22 protein-coding genes are annotated in these 19,400 nt (G+C 69.6%); 10 read left to right on the top strand and 12 right to left on the bottom strand.

Annotated elements, in window-relative coordinates:
- Positions 1-23: 23 nt before the first annotated feature.
- Complete coding sequence (locus AB0K82_RS20540) at positions 24-434, bottom strand: VOC family protein (protein ID WP_364398993.1); 411 nt, start codon at positions 432-434, stop codon at positions 24-26.
- Between the two features lie 5 nt (positions 435-439).
- Complete coding sequence (locus AB0K82_RS20535; protein WP_364398991.1) at positions 440-904, bottom strand: helix-turn-helix transcriptional regulator; 465 nt, start codon at positions 902-904, stop codon at positions 440-442.
- Positions 905-1,254: 350 nt separating this feature from the next.
- Between AB0K82_RS20535 and AB0K82_RS20530 the strand changes: the two genes are divergently transcribed.
- A complete protein-coding gene (locus AB0K82_RS20530) occupies positions 1,255-2,184 on the top strand; it encodes a helix-turn-helix transcriptional regulator (protein WP_364398989.1) in 930 nt (309 codons plus the stop codon).
- Positions 2,185-2,193: 9 nt separating this feature from the next.
- The gene (locus AB0K82_RS20525; protein ID WP_364398988.1) at positions 2,194-2,646 is read left to right on the top strand and encodes an SRPBCC family protein; all 453 of its coding nucleotides are present in this window, start codon (positions 2,194-2,196) and stop codon (positions 2,644-2,646) included.
- Here the strand turns inward: AB0K82_RS20525 and AB0K82_RS20520 are convergent.
- Complete coding sequence (locus AB0K82_RS20520; protein ID WP_364398986.1) at positions 2,610-2,924, bottom strand: hypothetical protein; 315 nt, start codon at positions 2,922-2,924, stop codon at positions 2,610-2,612. The two genes, AB0K82_RS20525 and AB0K82_RS20520, sit on opposite strands and share 37 nt — an antisense overlap.
- Positions 2,925-2,997: 73 nt before the next feature.
- Between AB0K82_RS20520 and AB0K82_RS20515 the strand changes: the two genes are divergently transcribed.
- Positions 2,998-3,204 carry a hypothetical protein gene (locus tag AB0K82_RS20515; protein WP_364398984.1) on the top strand — a complete coding sequence of 69 codons (207 nt, stop codon included), beginning with the start codon at positions 2,998-3,000 and terminating at the stop codon, positions 3,202-3,204.
- Here AB0K82_RS20515 and AB0K82_RS20510 read toward each other — a convergent pair.
- Complete coding sequence (locus AB0K82_RS20510; RefSeq protein WP_364398982.1) at positions 3,158-3,703, bottom strand: ABATE domain-containing protein; 546 nt, start codon at positions 3,701-3,703, stop codon at positions 3,158-3,160. The two genes, AB0K82_RS20515 and AB0K82_RS20510, sit on opposite strands and share 47 nt — an antisense overlap.
- A 122-nt stretch (positions 3,704-3,825) precedes the next feature.
- Between AB0K82_RS20510 and AB0K82_RS20505 the strand changes: the two genes are divergently transcribed.
- The 3 genes from AB0K82_RS20505 to AB0K82_RS20495 are packed head-to-tail and all read left to right on the top strand — an operon-like array spanning position 3,826 to position 7,742.
- Positions 3,826-5,514 carry an APC family permease gene (locus AB0K82_RS20505; protein WP_364398980.1) on the top strand — a complete coding sequence of 563 codons (1,689 nt, stop codon included), beginning with the start codon at positions 3,826-3,828 and terminating at the stop codon, positions 5,512-5,514.
- A 42-nt stretch (positions 5,515-5,556) separates the two neighbouring features.
- A complete protein-coding gene (locus AB0K82_RS20500; protein ID WP_364398979.1) occupies positions 5,557-6,447 on the top strand; it encodes an alpha/beta hydrolase in 891 nt (296 codons plus the stop codon).
- Positions 6,447-7,742 (top strand): hypothetical protein, encoded by a 1,296-nt coding sequence (locus AB0K82_RS20495; protein ID WP_364398977.1) that lies wholly within the window; start codon positions 6,447-6,449, stop codon positions 7,740-7,742. The genes AB0K82_RS20500 and AB0K82_RS20495 overlap by 1 nt, the downstream gene beginning before the upstream one ends.
- 340 nt (positions 7,743-8,082) lie before the next feature.
- Here AB0K82_RS20495 and AB0K82_RS20490 read toward each other — a convergent pair whose 3' ends face one another.
- From AB0K82_RS20490 to AB0K82_RS20470, 5 genes are all read right to left on the bottom strand, one after another.
- On the bottom strand, positions 8,083-9,312 hold the full coding sequence (locus AB0K82_RS20490; protein ID WP_364398975.1) for a cytochrome P450: 1,230 nt from the start codon (positions 9,310-9,312) through the stop codon (positions 8,083-8,085).
- Positions 9,313-9,364: 52 nt separating this feature from the next.
- On the bottom strand, positions 9,365-9,559 hold the full coding sequence (locus AB0K82_RS20485) for a ferredoxin (protein ID WP_364398974.1): 195 nt from the start codon (positions 9,557-9,559) through the stop codon (positions 9,365-9,367).
- Positions 9,543-10,229 carry a TetR/AcrR family transcriptional regulator gene (locus tag AB0K82_RS20480; protein WP_364398973.1) on the bottom strand — a complete coding sequence of 229 codons (687 nt, stop codon included), beginning with the start codon at positions 10,227-10,229 and terminating at the stop codon, positions 9,543-9,545. The genes AB0K82_RS20485 and AB0K82_RS20480 overlap by 17 nt, the downstream gene beginning before the upstream one ends.
- A 10-nt stretch (positions 10,230-10,239) precedes the next feature.
- Positions 10,240-11,391: a cytochrome P450 gene (locus AB0K82_RS20475; protein WP_364398972.1), complete on the bottom strand. Its 1,152-nt coding sequence runs from the start codon at positions 11,389-11,391 to the stop codon at positions 10,240-10,242.
- 168 nt (positions 11,392-11,559) lie between these two features.
- Positions 11,560-12,156, bottom strand: a complete 597-nt coding sequence (locus tag AB0K82_RS20470; protein ID WP_364398970.1) for a hypothetical protein — start codon at positions 12,154-12,156, stop codon at positions 11,560-11,562.
- Between the two features lie 77 nt (positions 12,157-12,233).
- Between AB0K82_RS20470 and AB0K82_RS20465 the strand changes: the two genes are divergently transcribed.
- The gene (locus AB0K82_RS20465) at positions 12,234-13,424 is read left to right on the top strand and encodes an FAD-dependent monooxygenase (protein ID WP_364398969.1); all 1,191 of its coding nucleotides are present in this window, start codon (positions 12,234-12,236) and stop codon (positions 13,422-13,424) included.
- Here AB0K82_RS20465 and AB0K82_RS20460 read toward each other — a convergent pair.
- On the bottom strand, positions 13,399-14,685 hold the full coding sequence (locus AB0K82_RS20460) for a hydroxyacid-oxoacid transhydrogenase (RefSeq protein WP_364398967.1): 1,287 nt from the start codon (positions 14,683-14,685) through the stop codon (positions 13,399-13,401). The genes AB0K82_RS20465 and AB0K82_RS20460 overlap by 26 nt on opposite strands.
- A gap of 186 nt (positions 14,686-14,871) precedes the next feature.
- On the opposite strand from AB0K82_RS20460, the gene AB0K82_RS20455 reads away from it, so the two are divergent.
- Positions 14,872-16,077 (top strand): sialidase family protein, encoded by a 1,206-nt coding sequence (locus tag AB0K82_RS20455; RefSeq protein ID WP_364398965.1) that lies wholly within the window; start codon positions 14,872-14,874, stop codon positions 16,075-16,077.
- Positions 16,078-16,158: 81 nt separating this feature from the next.
- Positions 16,159-16,827 (top strand): hypothetical protein, encoded by a 669-nt coding sequence (locus AB0K82_RS20450; RefSeq protein WP_364398963.1) that lies wholly within the window; start codon positions 16,159-16,161, stop codon positions 16,825-16,827.
- 9 nt (positions 16,828-16,836) lie between these two features.
- Here the strand turns inward: AB0K82_RS20450 and AB0K82_RS20445 are convergent, their stop codons facing one another.
- Positions 16,837-17,034, bottom strand: coding sequence for a hypothetical protein (locus tag AB0K82_RS20445; RefSeq protein ID WP_364398961.1), 198 nt, complete (start codon positions 17,032-17,034; stop codon positions 16,837-16,839).
- 129 nt (positions 17,035-17,163) lie between these two features.
- Positions 17,164-17,985, bottom strand: a complete 822-nt coding sequence (locus tag AB0K82_RS20440) for a DeoR/GlpR family DNA-binding transcription regulator (RefSeq protein WP_364398959.1) — start codon at positions 17,983-17,985, stop codon at positions 17,164-17,166.
- A gap of 280 nt (positions 17,986-18,265) precedes the next feature.
- On the opposite strand from AB0K82_RS20440, the gene AB0K82_RS20435 reads away from it, so the two are divergent.
- Positions 18,266-19,336 carry a substrate-binding domain-containing protein gene (locus tag AB0K82_RS20435; RefSeq protein ID WP_364398957.1) on the top strand — a complete coding sequence of 357 codons (1,071 nt, stop codon included), beginning with the start codon at positions 18,266-18,268 and terminating at the stop codon, positions 19,334-19,336.
- Positions 19,337-19,400 lie beyond the last annotated feature (64 nt).

Raw genomic sequence — 19,400 nt, 5'->3', positions numbered from 1 at the left:
CCGACCTGCGATCGTGGGACGGCTCAGCGCACTTCCTGGATGCGGACCAGGTTGCCCGCGGGATCCCGGAAGGCGCAGTCGCGCACCCCGTACGGCTGCTTGATCGGCTCCTGGACGACCTCGGCGTCGCCCGCCTGCACCCGCTCGAAGGTCCCGTCGAGGTCGTGGGTGGCCAGCAGGATCCAGCCGTAGGTGCCCTTGGCCATCATCTCGGCGATGGCGCGGCGCTCGTCGTCGGTGACGCCGGGGTCGGCGGCCGGTGGCGCCAGGAGGATGGACGTGCCGGGCTGGTCTTCGGGGCCGACCGTGATCCAGCGCATCTTGCCGCTCCCGACGTCGCTGCGGACCTCGAAGCCGAGGATGTCGCGGTAGAAGGCCAGCGAGGCGTCCGGATCGTCGTGCGGAAGGAAGGTCGTATGAATGGTGAGGTCCATGGCTTTCACGCTAGCTGCAGTTCAGGGGCCCGCGCTTCGCGGTGTCTGATCGGTCTGGTCACCTGTTTGGCCACGCATGACGGGATCCCCGCGGTCGCGCCGGGCGCCTGGCGTCGGTAGACGCTGGGGGGCATTCCGATGAGTTCGGTGAAGCGGGTGCTGAAGGTGCCCAGCGATGAGCAGCCGACCGCGAAGCAGACCTCGGTGACGGTGAGGTCGCCGCGGCGTAGCAGTGCCATCGCGCGTTCGATGCGCCGTGTCATGAGATAGGCGTACGGCGACTCGCCGTAGGCGCGCTTGAACTCGCGGCTGAGGTGCCCGGCCGACATGTGCACGCCGCGGGCGAGTGCCTCGACGTCCAGCGGCTGCGCGTACTCCCGGTCGATCCGGTCGCGGACACGGCGCAGCCGCGCGAGGTCGCTCAGCCGCTGCGCCGCGGTGAGCGCGCGCCCCCACGAAGGGTGACACATGTGAGAACTCCTTCCTTCGATGTCCGAGAGCACCTCCGTCAGGTACCGGTTCACAGCGCCGCCGCCTCCCACGCGAACCCGTCCGGGCCGTTCACCGACCCGGTCGGTCACCTCAAGGGTGACGGATTCGATCGAGGTCATGGCGATCAGGCTAGGAGCGGTTCCGTGACGCGTGCTTCTTGATTCCTGACCGGCCTGGCCACCTATACGCTGATGTGCCCGGGAAAGGGGACACCATAATGCCACCGAGTGCGGGCTCTGGCTTCAAGTCGGTTTCGGTCTTCGTCGTACACCAGAGCGCCCACTCAGCGGTCGGTGTGCTCGCCGAGCGCCGACCGTAGACTCGCGGGGTGTTCGACTCGCCTGACTTCGATCTGGCGCCGTACGCCGGGTTCGACATGGCAAGGTTCGTACGACGCACCTACTGCAGTTGGCAGGACGCCGGCTGGCGGTCGCTGCTCGTCCAGCGCTTCACCCATGCGCGGGAGGCGGAGCACCTTCCACTGCCCGGAGTGTCCGATCTGCACCTTGTGCTCTGCACGAGCGGGGAGGCGGTGATGCGGATACGCGACGGCGGGAAGGCGGCCCGGCGACGCTGGGCGTCCGGCCGCCTGGAACTCGTGGTCCCCGGCCACTCGACCGTTCGCAGTTACCGCGCGACGTCGGCGATGCACAGCGTCCAGGTGCACATTCCGCGGGCGATCGTCGATCGGGCCGCAGCCGAGTTGGGAGGTCCGGGACCGGACTTCGAAGCGCTGTCCGCTTTGCTGAGCGCGGGCGACGCGGTCGTCGAACACGTCATACGCGCGCTGCCGGCCGCCGGGGGCGCGAATGACCTGTACGCGGAATCGGCCGCGGCCTTCCTCGCGACACATCTGCTGACTCAAGGCCGAGACCACCGTGTATCGGGTCCCGAGCACACGGCCGTCCGCAACGGCATCGCGGTGATGCACGAGCGTCTGGCTCATCCGCTGACGCTCGCCGACATCGCCGCCGAAGTGCATCTGAGCGTTTACCACTTCATCCGCGTGTTCCGCGAAGCCACCGGCGAGACGCCGCATCGATTTCTCACCCGGCTGCGGATCGAGCAGGCACGGCGGTTGCTCGCCGGCACGGACCTCACCATCGGGCAGATCGCCGAACGCTGCGGCTTCTCCAGCCCCGGCAGCCTGTCCTCGGCCTTCCTGGCGCACGTCGGCGTACGGCCGTCGGCGTACCGCAAGATCTCATCGACAGGTGGGCAATCCCGCGCATGTCCCGAGCCGACCGCGCCGTCCTAACGTCAAGGCGTGCCGTACACCTACGCAGTGACCTCGCATTCGCCGGCGAACCCCGGCGCCGTCTTCACGGTGCTCGTCCATGGGGCCACCTGGCCGTCGTGGTCGCCGATCGACGCCGTTCAGATCGAGGGCGGCGGCGACCCCGAAGGCCCGCAGCAGGTCGGCGACACCCGAGTCTTCCGCACCGGCCGGGCGGTCTCCCGGGAACGCATCGTCGAACTGGTCGCCGACCGGCGGTTCGGCTACGAGAACGTGAGCGGCCCGTTCCGGTCCTACCAAGGCACCATCGAACTCGCCGAGACGCCGCAGGGCGGCACCGACATCACCTGGTCGGCGGCCTTCGAGCCGAAGCTGCGTCTCTCCGGGCCCTTCTGGCGGTGGTACCTGACCCGTTTCATGCAGCGGATGGCCGATGGCCTGGCCGACTACGCCGGCGCGGCGACGCACCGCGACCCGGCCTGAACGGACGCTGGGCGTTCCCGGCGGAACCGGGAACGCCAAGGTCGGAATGGGGTGCCGGGAAGGACCGAACCGAACTCTTCCAGCAGCCGATCGGTCCCGTCGAGGTCCAGCCGCCGATCAGGGAGGTTGACCTGGTCGAAGCGCGGGAGACGGATCTGGGCTGGTCGCAGGGCGTGGACGCCGGTCAGCGCGACGACCAGGCGCAGGACGACGTCCTCGGCGGTCGCCGAGGCGACCTCGGGGAGGGCAGCGGCGGGTAGCGGGGAACCTCCCTTCACCGCTACCTAACGCCGACCGGGCAGTGGTGACATGCCGGCCCCGCCGCTACAACGCCGGCCTCACCCTCGCTTCGTGCACGCCAGGCAGGACGTCGTGCTCGACCGGGTCGGATCGCTCGCACAGCTCGGGCGGCCCGCCGACGACCTCGACGGCGCCAGAGGAACGGCCGGCCTGGACTTCACGCTCGTCGACGGCACACGGCGCCGCATGAACCGGACGTCCCACGACCCGTTCACCGTGCGGCCTCCCGGCGCCGAGCGCGGTAGTTGGCCGCTTTGACTCGGTCGCCGCACTGGTTCATGCCACACCAGCGCCGTGACGCGTTACGCGATGTGTCGAAATAGATGCGCGTGCAGTCGCTCCCGGAGCACTCGCGAACGCGGTCGGCCGAATCGCCGCCGAACAGCTCCAGCGCGTCCCGCGCGAGGGTCGAATGGAGCTGTGTCACGCCCCCGGACCTCCGTAGCCGACTTCCGATGAGGCTCACGTTCAGCGGGGGTGTCATCGCGGCGGTGTTCACCAGATCGACGTCCGCGGGGGCGAATGACTCACGCCGCATGACGGCATGGGCCATGCGGTAGATCGCCTCGCGGAGAGCGCGGGTGCGCGTCAAACCCAACTCGTCGACCTCCATCGGTTGATCGACAAGACCGGCCTGCCGCGCCCACTCACCGACTTCCCCGGCGTGAACCAGCAGCTCTGTGGGGTCCGTGTGATGGCGGAACAGCACAGTGGCGGTGAGGTCCAGCGAAGGACGGTTCCCCAGGAACGTGAACATGTCACCACCTTGACAGGTGACGGCGACTATCTCAAGATGCTCGTCACCGGCTAAGGCGGTGATGACTCGGCAGACCGGCCGGTCGGCGCCTTGAGAAAGCCGTGTCGAGAAGGAGGCCGACCATGGCCCAGAACTCGCCGATCCATCCGCGTCCAGGCCCCAAGATGACGGTCGCCCCCGGCATTCCGCGGTCGTCGGAGGCGGGCATAGGACTTAAACGGCACATCGGCCTGGGCGGTCTTCTGCTAGCCACGCTGGCCTCGATGATCGGTTCCGGATGGCTGTTCGGACCGCTGTACGCGGCGCGGCTGGCCGGTCCATCGGCGATCATCGCCTGGCTGATCGGCGGCGGCATGTTCATGCTGTTCGGCCTGGTCTACTCCGAACTGGGGGCGCTGTTCCCGGTTTCGGGCGGTGTCGTCCGCTTCCCGCACTATGCGTTCGGCCCGGCGGCCAGCTACATCGTGGGCTGGATCGTCTACCTGGGCGCCGTGACGTTTCCGGCGATCGAGGTGGAGGCGGCGCTGCAGTACGCGAGCAACTACCTGCCGGCGCTCACCCATGTCAGCGACGGAGTGCAGGTTCTCACGGCGCAGGGCTACGCGGTGGCCGCGCTGCTGATGGTCTCCTTCACGGTGATCAACCTGTGGGGCGTTCGCGCCTTCGCGCGGGCCAACAACGCGATCATGGCGTTCAAGCTGTTCGTGATGGTGTCCATGCTGATCGCGTTCCTGGCCGTGGGGTTCGGTGCCGACAAGCTCACCGACTTCGGCGGGTTCGCGCCACACGGGGCCGGCGGGATCCTCAGCGCCGTGGCCACCGGCGGCGTGGCGTTCTCCTTCACCGGCTTCCAGCAGCCGGTAGCGCTGTCCGGCGAAGTGCGGAGGCCCGGCCGGAACATCCCTCGCGCGATTCTGCTGGGTCTCCTGATCACGACAGTGCTCTACTGCCTCATCGAACTCGCGTTCCTCGGCGCCGTGCCGGCCGGCGCGCTGCGGAACGGCTGGGGACACGTGGCGTTCGCCAACGACTTCGGGCCGCTTGCGGGCGTGGCGACGATGCTCGGCCTGGGCTGGGTGGCGGCGCTGCTCTACGTGGACGCGGTCATCTCCCCTCTGGACTGCGGCCTGAACTGGTCGGTGATGACCTCGCGGATCTCCTACGGAATGGCGCGCAACAGCACGATCCCGGCGGTCCTGGGGCGCGTCAGCGGCCGAGGCGTGCCCTGGGTCAGCGTGCTGGTCGGCTCCGGCGTGGGGTTCGTGCTTTTCCTGCCGTTCCCCGGCTGGCAGACGTTCGTCGGCTTCATCACCTCTGCGGCCGTCCTGTCGTACGGCACCGGTCCATTGGCGCACGCCGCCCTACGCCGCCAGCTACCCGACCACGTACGGGGATTCCGCACCAGCCACGGTGACCTGGTCCCGTTCGTCGCCTTCTACGCGGGCAATCTGATCGTGGTGTGGACCGGCTGGCAGACGATCGAGAAGCTTCTGGTGGCGATCGCCGTCGGCATCGTGATATTCGCCGTACAGCGGCTAACGCAGCGCACTACAGAAAGCGACGTTCACTGGAAGGCCGCGGCGTGGATCATTCCGTGGCTGGGCGGGCTCGCAGTGATCAGCGCGCTGAGCACCTTCGGCGGCCGGTCCGTCATCCCCTTCGGATTTTCGTTTCTCGCGATATTCGCCCTCAGCTTCGTGGTCTACGTCCTGGCGGTCCGGCTGCGGCTGCCGACCGCGTCGATGCCGTTGGCCGACACCGGCACGGACGAACGAGCCGTCGAGCCGTCCGAACACGGACCAGCGCTGTAACCGAATGACCGAATCACCGAGCCGGCAGATTGGAGCCGCGTAATGCCAACCGTACGAACCACGTACCTGCACATCGCCTACGAGGAATGGGGCGATCCGTCCGACCCCGCCATCGTCCTGGTCCACGGGTGGCCCGACGATGTTCACTGCTGGGAACAGGTCGTACCCCATCTCACCAGAACCCATCGCGTCATCGCGCCCCATCTGCGTGGTCACGGCAGGACGCGGTTCCGGTCGGAGGACACCCCGCGCAGCGGCCAGATCGCCGCGTTGGGCCATGACCTCGCCGAGTTCCTGGACGCGGTCGGCGTTCAGCGCCCGATCGTCGTCGGACACGACTGGGGTGCCCGTGCCGGCTACGTGGTGGGTGCGCTGTACGCGCACCTGCTGCGGGGGCTCGTCGCGATCTCCGCCGGATACGGCAGCAGCGGCCCGCGCCAGCGGATCTCCTATGAACTCGCGCACGCCTACTGGTACGAGTGGTTCGTCAAGACAGAGCGCGGACGGCGGGCCTTCGAGGAGGACCGCGGCGATATCTGCCGTTACCTGTGGCAGTCGTGGTCGCCGGGCTGGCATTTCGATGACGCCGAATTCGAGACCGCATCGAAAGCCTGGGACAACGAGGACTGGCCGAACATCACCGTACATGCCTACCTGCAACGCTGGGGAGAGGCTCCAGGAGCTCCGGAATACGACGAACTCGAGAACCGGCTCTCCTGCGTCCCGTCGGTCAAAGTGCCCACACTCGTTCTGCACGGGAATGACGATGCCGACAACCTCCCGCACACCACGGAAGGCAAAGAGGCCCACTTCGTCAACGGATACCAGCGCCGCCTCCTCGACGGTGTCGGTCACTTCGTACCGAGAGAAGCCCCGGCTCGCACCGCAGCGGCAATTCTCGAATTCGCCGCCGGAATCTCGACGGAAAAGTGATGACGTATACGAACGACTGGCGCATCCCGGCCGACACCAAGGGCAGTCCTCACTGGGCCGCCGGCCTGACCGCCGCGGAGTTCGCCGCGCGGGGGGTCAACGTTCTCGACGGGGACCTACCGCTACCTCTGTGCGTCCTGCGGGAAGCGGCTCTGGCGAAGAACAGCGACGCGATGGCCAGGTTCGTGCGGGAGGCCGGCCACGACGTGCTTCTCGCACCACACGGCAAGACCACAATGATCCCGCAACTGTTTCACCGGCAGTTGGAGACGGGATCCTGGGGGCTGAGCCTGGCCAATCACCATCAGGTCCGCGTCGCCCGTAGCGCCGCAGTCAGCAGAATCGTGCTGGCCAACCAACTCGTCGAACCTGCTGAGATCGACTACGTGCTCGACGAGCTGGCACGCGACCCGGATTTCGACTTCTACTGCTTCGCCGACTCCGTGGACGGCGTCGCCACGCTCGCCGAGAGGGCCACGCGGCACTCGACCGCCCGCCCGATCCAGGTCTTCGTCGAGGCCGGGATCGATCGGGGCCGTTGCGGAGTCCGTACGGTCGACGACGCCGTCACAGTGGGCCGCGCCGTCGTCGCCGCGGCGCCGCACCTGCGCCTGGCCGGAGTCGCCGGATACGAAGGCATCCTGCAGACATCGGAGCGAGGCGAACAGCTGATCAGCGACTACCTGTCGTTCCTCGGAGCCGTGGCCACCGGTTGTGACGGCGCCGGCCTCTTCGCCGGCGCTGAACGGGTCCTGCTCAGCGCCGGCGGCAGCGCCTTCTACGACCGCGTCGTCGCGATGCTGGCCGACCTGCCGTTGAGCCGGCCGTCGCGCATCGTGCTCCGCTGCGGCTGCTATCTCGCCCACGACGACGGCTTTTACTCCCGATTCGTCACCGACCTGCTGCGACGCGACCCGCTCGCCAGACGTGCGGACCTCTCGTTCGAACCCGCCCTCGAAATATGGAGCAGCGTGCTGTCGACCCCCGAGCCTGGCCGGGTGGTCGTGTCCGCCGGCCGTCGCGACTTCGGCGAAGACGCGGTGCGGCCCGCGGTCATCAAGCACGCCCGGCGCGGAACGAGCGTGCCGGACCGCCTCGACACGGCCCACCACACGATCGTGGCCGTCTACGACCAGCACGCGGTCATCGACGTTCCCGACGGTCACAACCTACGCGTCGGCGACCGGATTGCGCTCTCACCAGGGCACCCGTGCACCACGTTCGACAAATGGCGTGCGATCCATCTTGTCGATGACGCCTATATCGTCCGGGACGTGCTCGCCACCTACTTCTGACCGTCGGCGAAGGGCGCCACCACCGTCGCCGAATCACCATAAAACAGACCCTGGGCGCTCCCGGTGGAACCGAGAACGCCCAGGTCAGAACGGCTGCGCCGCCAGGGACTTGAACCCCGAACCCGGGGATCACGAGTCCGATGACGACACTTCCCGTGAGCCGGACCGCGTCAGTAGCGCCGGCCGATGCCGACCGAATCCGGGTACTGGACGGCGTCGTGCGCTCCACGGACGGAAGCATGCTGAGGCCGAGTTCTCGGGCACCTTCCAGGTGCTTGGCCCGCTCCTCCTCAGTGGTCCCGATGATCGGACCCGCCAGGTAGTCGATCACGCTTGTGGATCACCAGGTGACAGGGAGTTCGTAGACGCCGTAGACGGATCCGTCGTGCTTGAACGGGATCTGCCGCAGGTCGGCGGCGAGCCGAAGAGTCGGGATGCGCTTGTAGAGGGTGTTGCAGACGACCTGCAGCTCCATCCGCGCCAGCGGCTGGCCGAGGCACTGGTGCACGCCGAAGCCGAACGCGACGTGGTGGCGCGCCCCACGCCGGAGGTCCAGCCGGTCGGGGTCCTCGAAGGCGTCGGGGTCGCGGTTGCCGATGTCGTTGGGCAGGATGACGCCCTCACCGGCGCGGATGGTCCGCCCGGCGATCTCGATGTCCTCCAGCGCGACCCGACGCCGTCCGTTGTGCGTGATGTGGAGGTAGCGCAGCAGTTCCTCGACCGCCGAGGCGACGAGCTTCGGGTCGTCGGTGTCGCGGAGCAGGGCGAGCTGGTCGGGGTGCTCCAGCAGCGCGAGGGTGCCCAGGGCGATCATGTTCGCGGTGGTCTCGTGCCCGGCGATCAGCAGGAGCACGCCGATCGCCGCGGCGTCCTGCCGGGCCAGCTCGCCGGACTTGATCCGCTCGGTCAGCCGGGACAGCAGGTCGTCGCCGGGGTCGTCGAGCTTCTCGCCCACCAGGCGGTCCAGGTAGTCGCGGAGGTTCTCGCTCGCCGCCGCCCGATCCTCGGGCGTCGCGGTCCGCTTGATGATGGTCTTGCTGTTGGCCTGGAAGAAGTCGTGGTCGGCGTACGGTACGCCGAGCAGCCGGCAGATGACCAGGGAGGGCACGGGCAGGGCGAACGCCTCCACCAGGTCCACCGGCTTCGGGCCGGCCAGCATCTCGTCGATCAGGTCGTCCACGATCCTCTGCACCATCGGGCGCATGGCCTCGACCCGCTTGATGGCGAAGGGGGCGGTGACCATCCGGCGCAGGCGGGCGTGCTCGGGGTCGTCCATCAGGATGAAGCCGATCTTCGGGCCGCCCGGTTGGATCGGCGCCGATCGCGGATAGCCCGGACGTTCGGCGTCGGAGCTGAGCCGCGGGTCGGCCAGCAGCGTCCGCTGGTCGGCGTAGCGGGTCACCAGCCACGAGGTGCTGCCGTCCTCCAACCGGACCCTGGTCAGCGGGCTCCGCCGCTGCTGGGCCATCAGGTCCGGGGGCGGATCGAACGGGCAGCCCGCCGCCCGGGCCATCGGGTACTCCGGGATCTCGGCCGATTCCGCGCCGGACTGCTGCAATGCGCTGGTCATCGCTTCTCCCTTCCGGTTCTCTGGGCGCTCGCTCGTCGCTACTCGCTCATCGCTACTCGTTCAGCCGGATCGCCCCGGCGGGGCAGATGTCGGCGGCCTCGCGGACCGCGGCGTGCAGGCGCTCGGCGGGCCGCTCGTCGAGCAGGACGACGATCCCGTCCTCGTCCCGCTGGTCGAACACCTCCGGCGCGAGCAGGACGCAGTTACCGGCGCTGCAGCATTTGTCCTGGTCAACGGACACTCTCATCGTCGTTCTCCTTCGAGTCGTCGCGGTCCGGCGTGACCGGGGCCAGCAGCAGCCCGACGATCGCGTCGGTCAGCCCGGTCGCCGCGTCCTGCCAGCTCGACCGGGCGGTGGGCGTGCCGTCCGCGAGTGCGCGTTCGCGTTCGGCGGTCATGTGCACGAGCAGCTGGCGGATCATCTCGTCGCGCTCGGCGCGCACCTCGGGCGGCAGTTCGGGAATGCACCGGTTCAGCCCGTCCACGGCCTGGCGCAGCATCGGCCGGCTGAGCGAGTCCTCGGCCATGACGGCGCGCAGTTCGGGGTCGGTCATCACCTGCGCGCCGAACCGCGCGAACCAACTGGGGCTGCCCAGCGAGGCCAGATGCTCGATGTTCGGACGTACCAGGCAGTCGACCCAATCGCGGGCATTCGCGGAGCCGGCTGCCTCGGCCACCATCCGGGCGCGGATCCGCTCGATGTCGTCGGTGTGTCTGCGGACGATCGCGCGGATCAGCTCGGTCTTGGTGCCGAAGTGATAGCCGACCGCGGCCGTGTTGCCCTGGCCGGCGGCCTCGCTGATCTGGCGGTTGGACACGGCGATCAGCCCGTGCTCGGCGAACAGCCGCTCCGCCGCGGCCAGGATCGCCTCGCGCGTCGCGTGCACCCGTTCGGCCCGTACCGTTCCGCCCGCCATGGTCGGCTCCTCACCATCGGACCGGCAGGCCGCGCAGCCCGCCGACGACCAGCCCCTCGATTCGCTGGAGATTCTCGGCCTCGACGGCGAGGTCCAGGGACGGCAGGCGGTCGAGCAGTACGCCGAGCACGACCTGCAACTCGGTGCGGGCCAGCGCCTGCCCGAGGCAGGAGTGCGCCCCGCTGCCGAAGGCCAGGTGCGGGTTCGGGCTGCGGGCCAGGTCCATCTCGTCGGCCCGCTCGAAGGCGGTCTCGTCCCGGTTGGCCGCGGCCATGTCGCACAGGACGGTGGTGCCGTCGGTGACGAGCGTGTCGCCGATCTCGACGTCCTGGTCGATGTAGCGGACCATGCCGAGTCCGAGATCGCTGTCGAACCGCAGCGCCTCCTCGACCGCGGTACGGATCAGGGACCGGTCGGCCAGCAGCCGCGCCCAGCGCCGCCGGTCGGCGAGCAGCATGGCCACCATCTTGGCGATCATGTTCGCGGTGGTCTCGTGCCCGGCGACCAGCAGGCCCTGGCCGGTGGCCACCAGTTCCGCCTCGGTGAGCCCACGGCCCTCGGCGTCGGTCGCGACGATGAGCCGGCTGAGCAGGTCATCGCCGGGCTCGGCCCGACGGGCGGCGATGTGGCCCGCCATGTACTCGTTGAACTCCGCTTGCGCGACCTTCATCTGGTCATCGGTGTAGCGGGTCAGGTTGAGCATGGTGTCCGACCAGCGGGCGAATCGGTCCCGGTCCGACTCGGGGACACCGAGGAGGTCGCAGATCACCCACACCGGCAGCGGGAACGCCAGGCTCGCCTTGAGGTCCGCCGGCTGTCCCTCCTCCACCATCGCGTCGACGAGCCGGCCGGCCATGGCCTCGATCCGCGGTCGCGCCGCCGTCATCCGCTTGGCGGTGAACCACCGGCTCACCAGACGCCGCCATCTCAGGTGCTCCTGCCCTCCCTGCGGGAGCGTGTTGGCCATCTCGTTGTTGAAGAGTCCGCCGGACTCGGTGTCGGTGATCCGGGCGGCGCCGGGCGCGTTGAGCCGACGGCCGAACCGCGGATCGGACAGCACCTGCTTGACGTCCGCATACCGGGTGAGCAGCGACATCTCGTCTCCGCTGGGCATCGTGACGCGCGCCACCGGGCACTCCCGTCGCAAGGTCGCCCATTCCACCGGGGGCTCCAGGGCCGTCGGACGAGGCAGCGGATAGCGCGGCTTTTGCTCATCGACCTGACTCACAGTGGACCCTTCTGTCGGAGTCGGTTGATGTCGCCAGTGAACCTCCCGTAAGACGGTAAGTCAATCGGTTGATTTAAATTTCCGGTAGAGCGGCGCCGACCGTCACGTCTCCGAGCCGGGTCGGCGGGTGAAGCCGTGGAGCAGGTCGAGAAGGGTCTGATTCAGCGTTTCGGGTGAGGTGGGGAGGCGGTCCGCGCCGGTCAAATGGCGGAACACCAGTCCGTCCAGGCAGGCGATGAACAAGGGGGCCTGGGTCGCCGGATCGGTGGCGCCCGCGGCGGCGAGGGTGTTCTCCGCCAGCCGGTGGTAGTGGTCGCGGGCCCTGTCCAGGGCGGCTTGGAGTTCGGGCCGGCGGCCGGCCTCCAGCATGAGTTCGTAGCGGGCCCGCATGCGTTCGCCCGCGGAGGTCGTCCAGTACCGGATGACGCCGGCGGCGGCTTCGGCGATCTCGGTCGGGTCCGCGCTCTGCCCCAGGATCGCGGGCCGCGCGGCGAGGTCGGCGGTGTCCACTTCGACGAGACGTTCGACCGTCGCCTGCAGCAGTGCCTGACGTGTGCGGAAGTAGTACGAGCAGGATCCCTCCGGGAGGTCGGCCGTCTGGTCGACCGCGCGATGGGTCAGTCCGCGCATGCCCGCCCGGGCCAGGGTCGTGATCGCGGCGTCCGCCATCTGCCGCCGTCGTGTCGTGGTGTCGGTCACGTCTCGCTCCGCGTGAGTTCATCGGTCTCTACAAGTGTAGAGTGCACGTCGTCCACTACAGACGTAGAGGAGAGGGAATGGGGAACGAGATGCCGGACTCGAACACGGCGGTGCGCGGCGCGATCGTGGCCGGTGGCGGAATCGGTGGACTCGCGGCGGCCTTGGCCCTGATCGGGCGTGGCTGGCGGGTGCAGGTGCTGGAACAGGCCGCCGAGTTCGGTGAGGTGGGGGCCGGCCTGTCGCTGTGGCCCAACGGCGTACGGGCGCTGGAGGCGCTGGGAGTGGGAGCCTCAGTGCGCGAGCACGCGCTGCCCGAGACCCAGGCCGGCTTCCGCGATGTCTCGGGGCGCTGGCTGTCGCGCACCGACACCGCCGAGCTGGAGCGTCGCTACGGGCCGGTGGTGATGATCCACCGGGCGGACCTGCTGGACATCCTGCGTCGAGCCGTCCCCGGCGCCGCGCTGCGCACCGGAGCCACGGTGACGGCCGTCGACACCGACGGGCCACGGGTGCGAGTCGCGCACACTCAGGGCGTGTCCCACGCCGACCTGCTGGTCGGCGCCGACGGCATCAACAGCACCGTGCGGCGGTCGATCTGGCCACAGGCCGCCGCGCCCCGCTACGCGGGATACACCGCCTGGCGGCTGGTGGTCGACACCGGCCCGCTGTCGGCCGGCGGCGAGACCTGGGGACGCGGCGAACGCGTCGGGATCAGTCCGCTCCCGGGCGGGCGGGCCTATCTGTTCGGTGTCGCGAGCGTTCCCGCCGGGCAGCGCAGCGCCGACGGGGAACTCGCGGAGCTGCGTCGCCGGTTCGCGCACTGGCACGACCCGATCCCGGCCCTGCTGGCGGCCGCCTCCGAGGACGCGGTGAAACGCCACGACATCTACGAACTGCCGCCGCTGCGGTCCTACGCCACAGGGCGGGTCGCGCTGCTCGGCGACGCCGCGCACGCGATGACCCCGAACCTGGGCCAAGGAGCCAACCAGGCTCTGGAGGACGCCGTCACCCTGGCCCCGCTGTTGGACGCCCACTCCACGGTTCCCGCGGCGCTGGCCGCCTACGACCGGGATCGCCGGCCGCGTACCCAGATGATCGCAGAACGGTCCCGCCGCATCGGCGTCCTGGCGCAGTCCACCTCGGCGCCCGGCCGGGCGCTGCGCGACCGCCTGATGCGACTGCTCCCGGCCTCCGTCATGCTCCGCGGCCTCGCGCCGGTACTGCGCTGGCAGCCTCCCCGCGTCACCACAGGCTCAGGGAACGGGTGAAGATCTGCGCGAGGTCCTCGTCCGTCACCGTCCGGGGCGCCATGTCCAGCAGGCGGCGCTGTTTCGCGGCTCCCTCGACGAGGGCCGGAACGTCGGCCTCGGTGTAACCGGTCCCGCCGATCCCGTCGGGCATCTCGATGTCCCGCATGAGGCTCAGCAGCGCCCTCGGAAGGTGCTCGGCCGCGTCGGCGGGCCGCTCCATCTCCGGGGCGAGCAGCTCCGCCGCGCGTACGTGCCGCTCCGGGCAGGACTCGAAGGTGAACCGGAACGCCTCCGGCGCCGTCAGCGCCACCGCCATGCCGTGCGGGACCAACGGTTGTCCGTCCGGGTAACCGGCGGGGCGGAACTCCCGGACCCGCCCGGCGATCGGATAGGCGCCGGCGTGGGGGATGTGAACGCCGGCGTTGCCGAACCCGAGCCCGGCGAACGTCGCGGCCAGCGCCATGTCGCCGCGGGCACGGGCGTCGTCGCCGTCCCGTACGGCGGTCCGGAACGACCGGGCGATCAGGGTCAGCGCGCGTTCGGACCACATGTCGGCGACCGGGTTGGCGCCGCAGTACGGCACCCGCTGCTCGGGGGACTTGCGCTCGAAGGAGGTGTACGGCTTGGCCGTGTAGCTCTCCAGGGCGTGACAGACGATGTCCATGCCCGCCGACGCGGTGACGCCCGCCGGCTGGGTCATCGTCAGATCGGGGTCGACCACCGCGAGGGCGGGCCGCAGCCGGGGATGGCTGATCCCGGTCTTGACCTTCAGCTCGAGCACGTCGAGCACGCAGACCGTCGTGCTCTCGGCGCCGGTACCGGTCGTCGTGGGAACGGCGATCAGGGGCAGCAGCGGCCTGGCCGGAGCCCGTCCGGCGCCGATCGGCGGGTTGAGGTAGTCCGCCAGTTCGCCGTCGTTGGTCGTCAGCAGGTTGATCGCCTTCGCGGTGTCGATGCTGGATCCGCCGCCGACCGCGACGTAGGCGTCCCAGGGGCCGGAGTCGCGGGCCCGCTCGACGGCCTGGCGCAGACCGGCGTCGGTGGGTTCGACGTGCACGCCGTCGAACACCTGCGCCTCGACCCCGTACGCCTTCATCTGGTCCGCGATCCGCTGCGGGGCGCCGGTGGCGGCGACGCCCGGATCGGTGACGAGCAGGACCCGGCGCGCGCCGTACTGGGTCAGATCGAATCCGATTTCGGCGGACGCGCCGGGGCCGAACTTCAGCAGTGGCGCGCCGTAGGTGAACACCGATTCGGGGTTGCTCGGGATGGATGCCATGGATTCGCCTCCTCCCGGCCAGCGTAGAAGCCCGTCGATCGTCGCCGACCCGCCTACCGGGGCAGGTCGTTCGGGCGATGGCGCCGGGTACGCGCCGAGACCTCCCTTGACGACCCGGGCGGGTCCCGTTAGCTTTCCGCGACATGGGACGTCCTACCATCGGACGTCCTACCTCCAGGATTGGGGATGCTCATGCGTCTGCAGAAACGCGGGGGTACGGTGCTCGCCGCCGGTGCCGCCGCTCTGGTCGCGGCCACGGCCACCGGCGTGGCGCCGGCTCAGGCCGCAGCCGGCCGGTGCGAGGTGTCCGTGCCGTACACGGCGAAGACCGAGGGGTACAGCGCGTTCCGCATACCCGCGGTCGTCGAGACCAGGTCGGGCGACCTGCTGGCGTTCGCCGAGGGCCGGTCGGACGGGCTCGGTGACGCCGGGAACATCGACACCGTCGTGAAGCGGTCGACCGACGGCGGCTGCACGTGGTCGCCGCTGCGGGTCGTCCAGGACAGCGGCCCGAACACCTCCGGCAACCCCGCGCCCGTCGTCACGGCGAGCGGCCGCATCGTGCTGCTGACCACCTACAACGCCGGCAGCGCCACGGAGACGCAGATTCTGCGCGGACAGGTGCCGCCCGAGGACAGCCGGCGCGTGTTCGTGCAGTACAGCGACGACGAGGGCACGACCTGGTCCGCGCCACGGGAGATCACCGCCGCGGCCAAGCTGCCGAACTGGCGCTGGTACGCGACGGGGCCCGGTCACGCGACGCGGCTGACCCACGGCCCGCACCGCGGGCGGCTCGTCGTTCCGGCGAACCACTCCATCGCACCGCCCGCGGGCTCCTCCGACCTCGGATCGGAGGCCAAGTACTACGGCGGGCACGACCTCTACAGCGACGACAACGGCCGGACCTGGCACATCGGCTACGTCGACGACGTGCCCGACGGCCAGGTGAACGTGAACGAGACGACCGCCACGGAGCTGCCGGACGGGCGCGTCTACTTCAACACCCGCGACCAGAACGGCACGGCGCCCGGAAACCGGGCCGACGCCTACAGCCTGGACGGTGGCCGGACGCTGCGGCAGCCGTTCCGCCCGCAGCCGGCGCTCGCCGGACCGGTCGTGGAGGGCAGCGTCCTGCAGGTGCGCGGGCGCAAGGCGCCGCTGCTCTTCGCCGGCCCGGCCGATCCGAGCAAGCGGGCGGTGATGACGGTGCGCGCCAGCCGAGACGGCGGGGTCACCTGGCGGTCCGCGCTGACGCTGTCGCAGCTGCCGGCGTCCTACTCCGACCTCGTCCAGATCGACGCCCGCACGGTCGGCCTGCTCTACGAGACCGGCACCGCGGGCGCCAACGAGACCATCACCTTCCGGCGCATCGACCTGCGCGACCTGTCCTGAGATCCGATCGCCTTCCGGTGACTCCTGCCGCGTCGGCCCGTATCGGTGCGGCAGGGCCCGGAAGAGTCGGATCATGGGGGCATGGCCCAAGACCCCCGATTCGACGAAGGCCAGGCGGCGGCCGTCCCTGACCCGGTCGCGGACGCGCCGGCCTCGACCCCGGACGGCCCGGACCCGGACCTGGCCCTGACGCACGCCGCGGAGACCGCCAAGGCCATCAAGCCTCCCGAGACGTCCCGTACCGAAGAGCTCGAGGCGACGCTGACCCGTGAGCTCCGGCCGGCCCGAGTGGTGCCGCGCTGGGCCGGCTGGCTGATCATCGCCGCCGGTGTCGCCATGCTGCCGTGGATCACCGGACTGAGTTTCGTCCTGCCCACCAGCCACGAGGCGGCCCACTACAACGCGTCCTGGATCGGCTTCGACCTCGGGCTGTGCGCGATGCTCCTGCGCACCGGCTGGCTTGCGCAGAAGGGCCGGGAGCACATCGAGCTGAGCGCGGCGATGACGGGCACCCTGCTGCTGGTCGACGCGTGGTTCGACGTGGTGACCGCCGACAGCCGCGGCGAGTTGACGCTCGCGCTCGTCCTGGCGTTCTGCGGTGAGCTGCCGCTGGCCGCCTTCTTTCTGTGGATCGCCGGGCGCGTCGAGTACCGCCGTCAGCGGCGCGCCGAGGCGATGTCACGGATCCTGCGAAGGCTGCGGACGTATCGCTCCCGGGCCGCCCGTGCCTCCGGGGAACAGCGCGGCTGAGGGCGGCCGTCACCTGCTGGGCTGGGGGACCTTGCAGTTCGCGGTCGGGTTCAGCCCGATGTAGTTGAGCGGACCGGAGATCATCGTGAGGCCGATCGTGGCGAACTTGGTGCAGCTCCCGTCGAAGTGGGAGTAGTAGTGGCGCTGCCCGGCGGCGAGCCCCCCGATGACCAGCCAGACGACGACCATCCACCGTCCGACCCGCATCGCCACCTCCGCTGACCCCGCCGTCGACTCCGGAGGCGCGACGGTCTCTAAAAGATCGCCCATAGTTAAGCAAGTCCCGCCGGGCAGTGTCACCTCACCCGGCAAAGGCCGGGTACGGGGCGCCCGGTCTCAGGGCAGGGTCGGCGAGCCGGAGCCGGCGACGTGCAGGGGGACGCCGCGCGTGCGCAGCGCCGCGACCTGGTCGGCCGGTGTATCGGAGTCGACGATGACGAGGTCGAAGGCGGTCAGCGCGGCGAGCTGGTGCAGGCCGTTCTTGGCGAACTTGCTGTGGTCGACGAGCAGGACGCGACGGTCGGCGGAGTCCATCAGCGCCCGTTTCACCGCGACCGTCTCCTGCGACTGGTGGTAGCAGTGGCCGTTGGTGATCGCCGTCGTCGACATGAACAGCAGGTCGGCGTGCAGCGACCGGATCGTCTCGCTGGTGCGCAGGCCGAGGAAGGCGTCGTAGGCCGGGTAGTACGCGCCGCCGAGGGCGATCAGGTCGATGTCGGGCTTGCCGGCGAGCAGGTTCACCGCGGCCAGGAAGTTGGTGATCACGGTGAGCGGTCCCAGTGCCGGCAGCAGCTCCGCGACGGCCAGGCCGGTGGTGCTCTCATCGATCATGATCGAAGAGCCGGGGGAGACGAGCTCGATCGCGGCCTGGGCGAGCTGCCGTTTGGCCTCGGCCATCGCCTGCAGGCGGTGCCGTACGTCGCCGTGGTAGATCGCGGACGGCTGCGCCGTGGCGCCGCCGCGTACCTTGCGCAGCCAGCCGTTGCTCTGCAGTTCGTCCAGATCGCGGTGGATGGTCATCACGCTCACGTCGAACGCCTCGGCAAGGCTCTTGACGTGCACGAACCCTTCGTCCACGACACGCTGACGGATCTTCTCCCGGCGCTCTCGCGCGCCTGCGGCGTCGCTTGCGGCCGGTCCCGTCGCGTCCTCTGCCACCTGCGTTCCCTTCCCCCGAATGAGCCTGGATGTGATGTTCCGCGCGGAACGTAACATACACCCCGCGATGGTCGAAGAACGCCGGATCCGGTGGCCGGGGCAGGGACGCCAGGCACGCGAGGTCAACGTTTTGTAACACTCGATAACACGATTTGGTGTTAAAAACTCACAGAAGCTTGACATGGTTCTGCTCTCGGGTGTTTCGTTCGTCACTCGAGAGGCGGTTCTCGCTGGCCGCCGTGCCTCCTCGACCCCCGAACCATCGGAGGAGAACGTGACAATGCTTCGTCTCAGAACGGTCGCTGCGGCGACGGCCGCCGTCGCCGCGCTCACCGCCGCCACGGCCTGCTCGCAGAACGGCTCTGGTGGATCCGGCGACGCCAAGAAGGCCAAGATCGCGTTCCTCATGCCGGACATCGCCTCGACCCGGTACGAGCTGTACGACGCGCCGCTGTTCAAGGCCAAGATGAAGCAACAGTGCGCGGGGTGCACGGTGCTGTACCAGAACGCCGGTGCCGACGCCTCCAAGCAGCAGCAACAGGCCAGCTCGGTGCTGGCCCAGGGCGTCAAGGCCATCGTCATCGACCCGGTGGACTCCGCGGCGGCCGCCTCGATCGTCCGGACCGCGCAGGCGCAGAAGGTCGCGGTGATCGCCTACGACCGGCCGATCCCGGCGATCAAGGCCGACTACTACGTGTCGTTCGACAACCAGAAGATCGGCGCGCTGATCGCCCAGTCGCTGGTCGACCACCTCAAGCAGGAGAAGGCCAGGGGCGGGATCCTCGAGGTCAACGGCTCGCCGACGGACGCAGCGGCCGGCCTGATCAAGAAGGGCATCCACAGCGCCGTCGACAACAGCGGGCTCAAGCTGCTCGCCGAGTACGACACGCCCGGTTGGGAGCCGGCCAAGGCGCAGGACTGGGTGAGCGGCCAGATCAGCAAGTTCAACGGGCAGATCGCCGGCGTCGTCGCGGCCAACGACGGCACCGGCGGTGCGGCGATCGCGGCGTTCAAGGCGGCCGGCGACACCGCGGTGCCCCCGGTGACCGGGAACGACGCCGAGCTGGCCGCCGCGCAGCGGATCATCGCCGGCGACCAGTACAACACCATCTCCAAGCCGATCAAGATCGTGGCGGAGGCCGCGGCGGACGTGGCGTACAAGTTCGTGCAGGGCAAGCCGCCCGCGGGACAGACCACGCTGTTCAACACGCCGTCCCAGCTGTTCACACCGACCGTGGTGACCCAGGAGAACATCGGCAAGGTGCTGCTCGGCCCCGGCGGCGCCCTCAAGGTCTCCGACGTCTGCACCCCGACGTACGCGGCGGCCTGCACCAAACTCGGGATCAAGTAGCGGTCCGCCGGCCCCGGCTCACCGGACCGGGCGCCGGCGGCTTCGGCCGTATCGACGAAGGATC

Source organism: Actinoallomurus sp. NPDC052274 (genome assembly GCF_040679475.1).
Taxonomy (GTDB): domain Bacteria; phylum Actinomycetota; class Actinomycetes; order Streptosporangiales; family Streptosporangiaceae; genus Actinoallomurus; species Actinoallomurus liliacearum.
The sequence above is the reverse complement of the archived record's forward strand: the minus strand, read 5'-3'. Positions and strand labels throughout refer to the sequence as shown.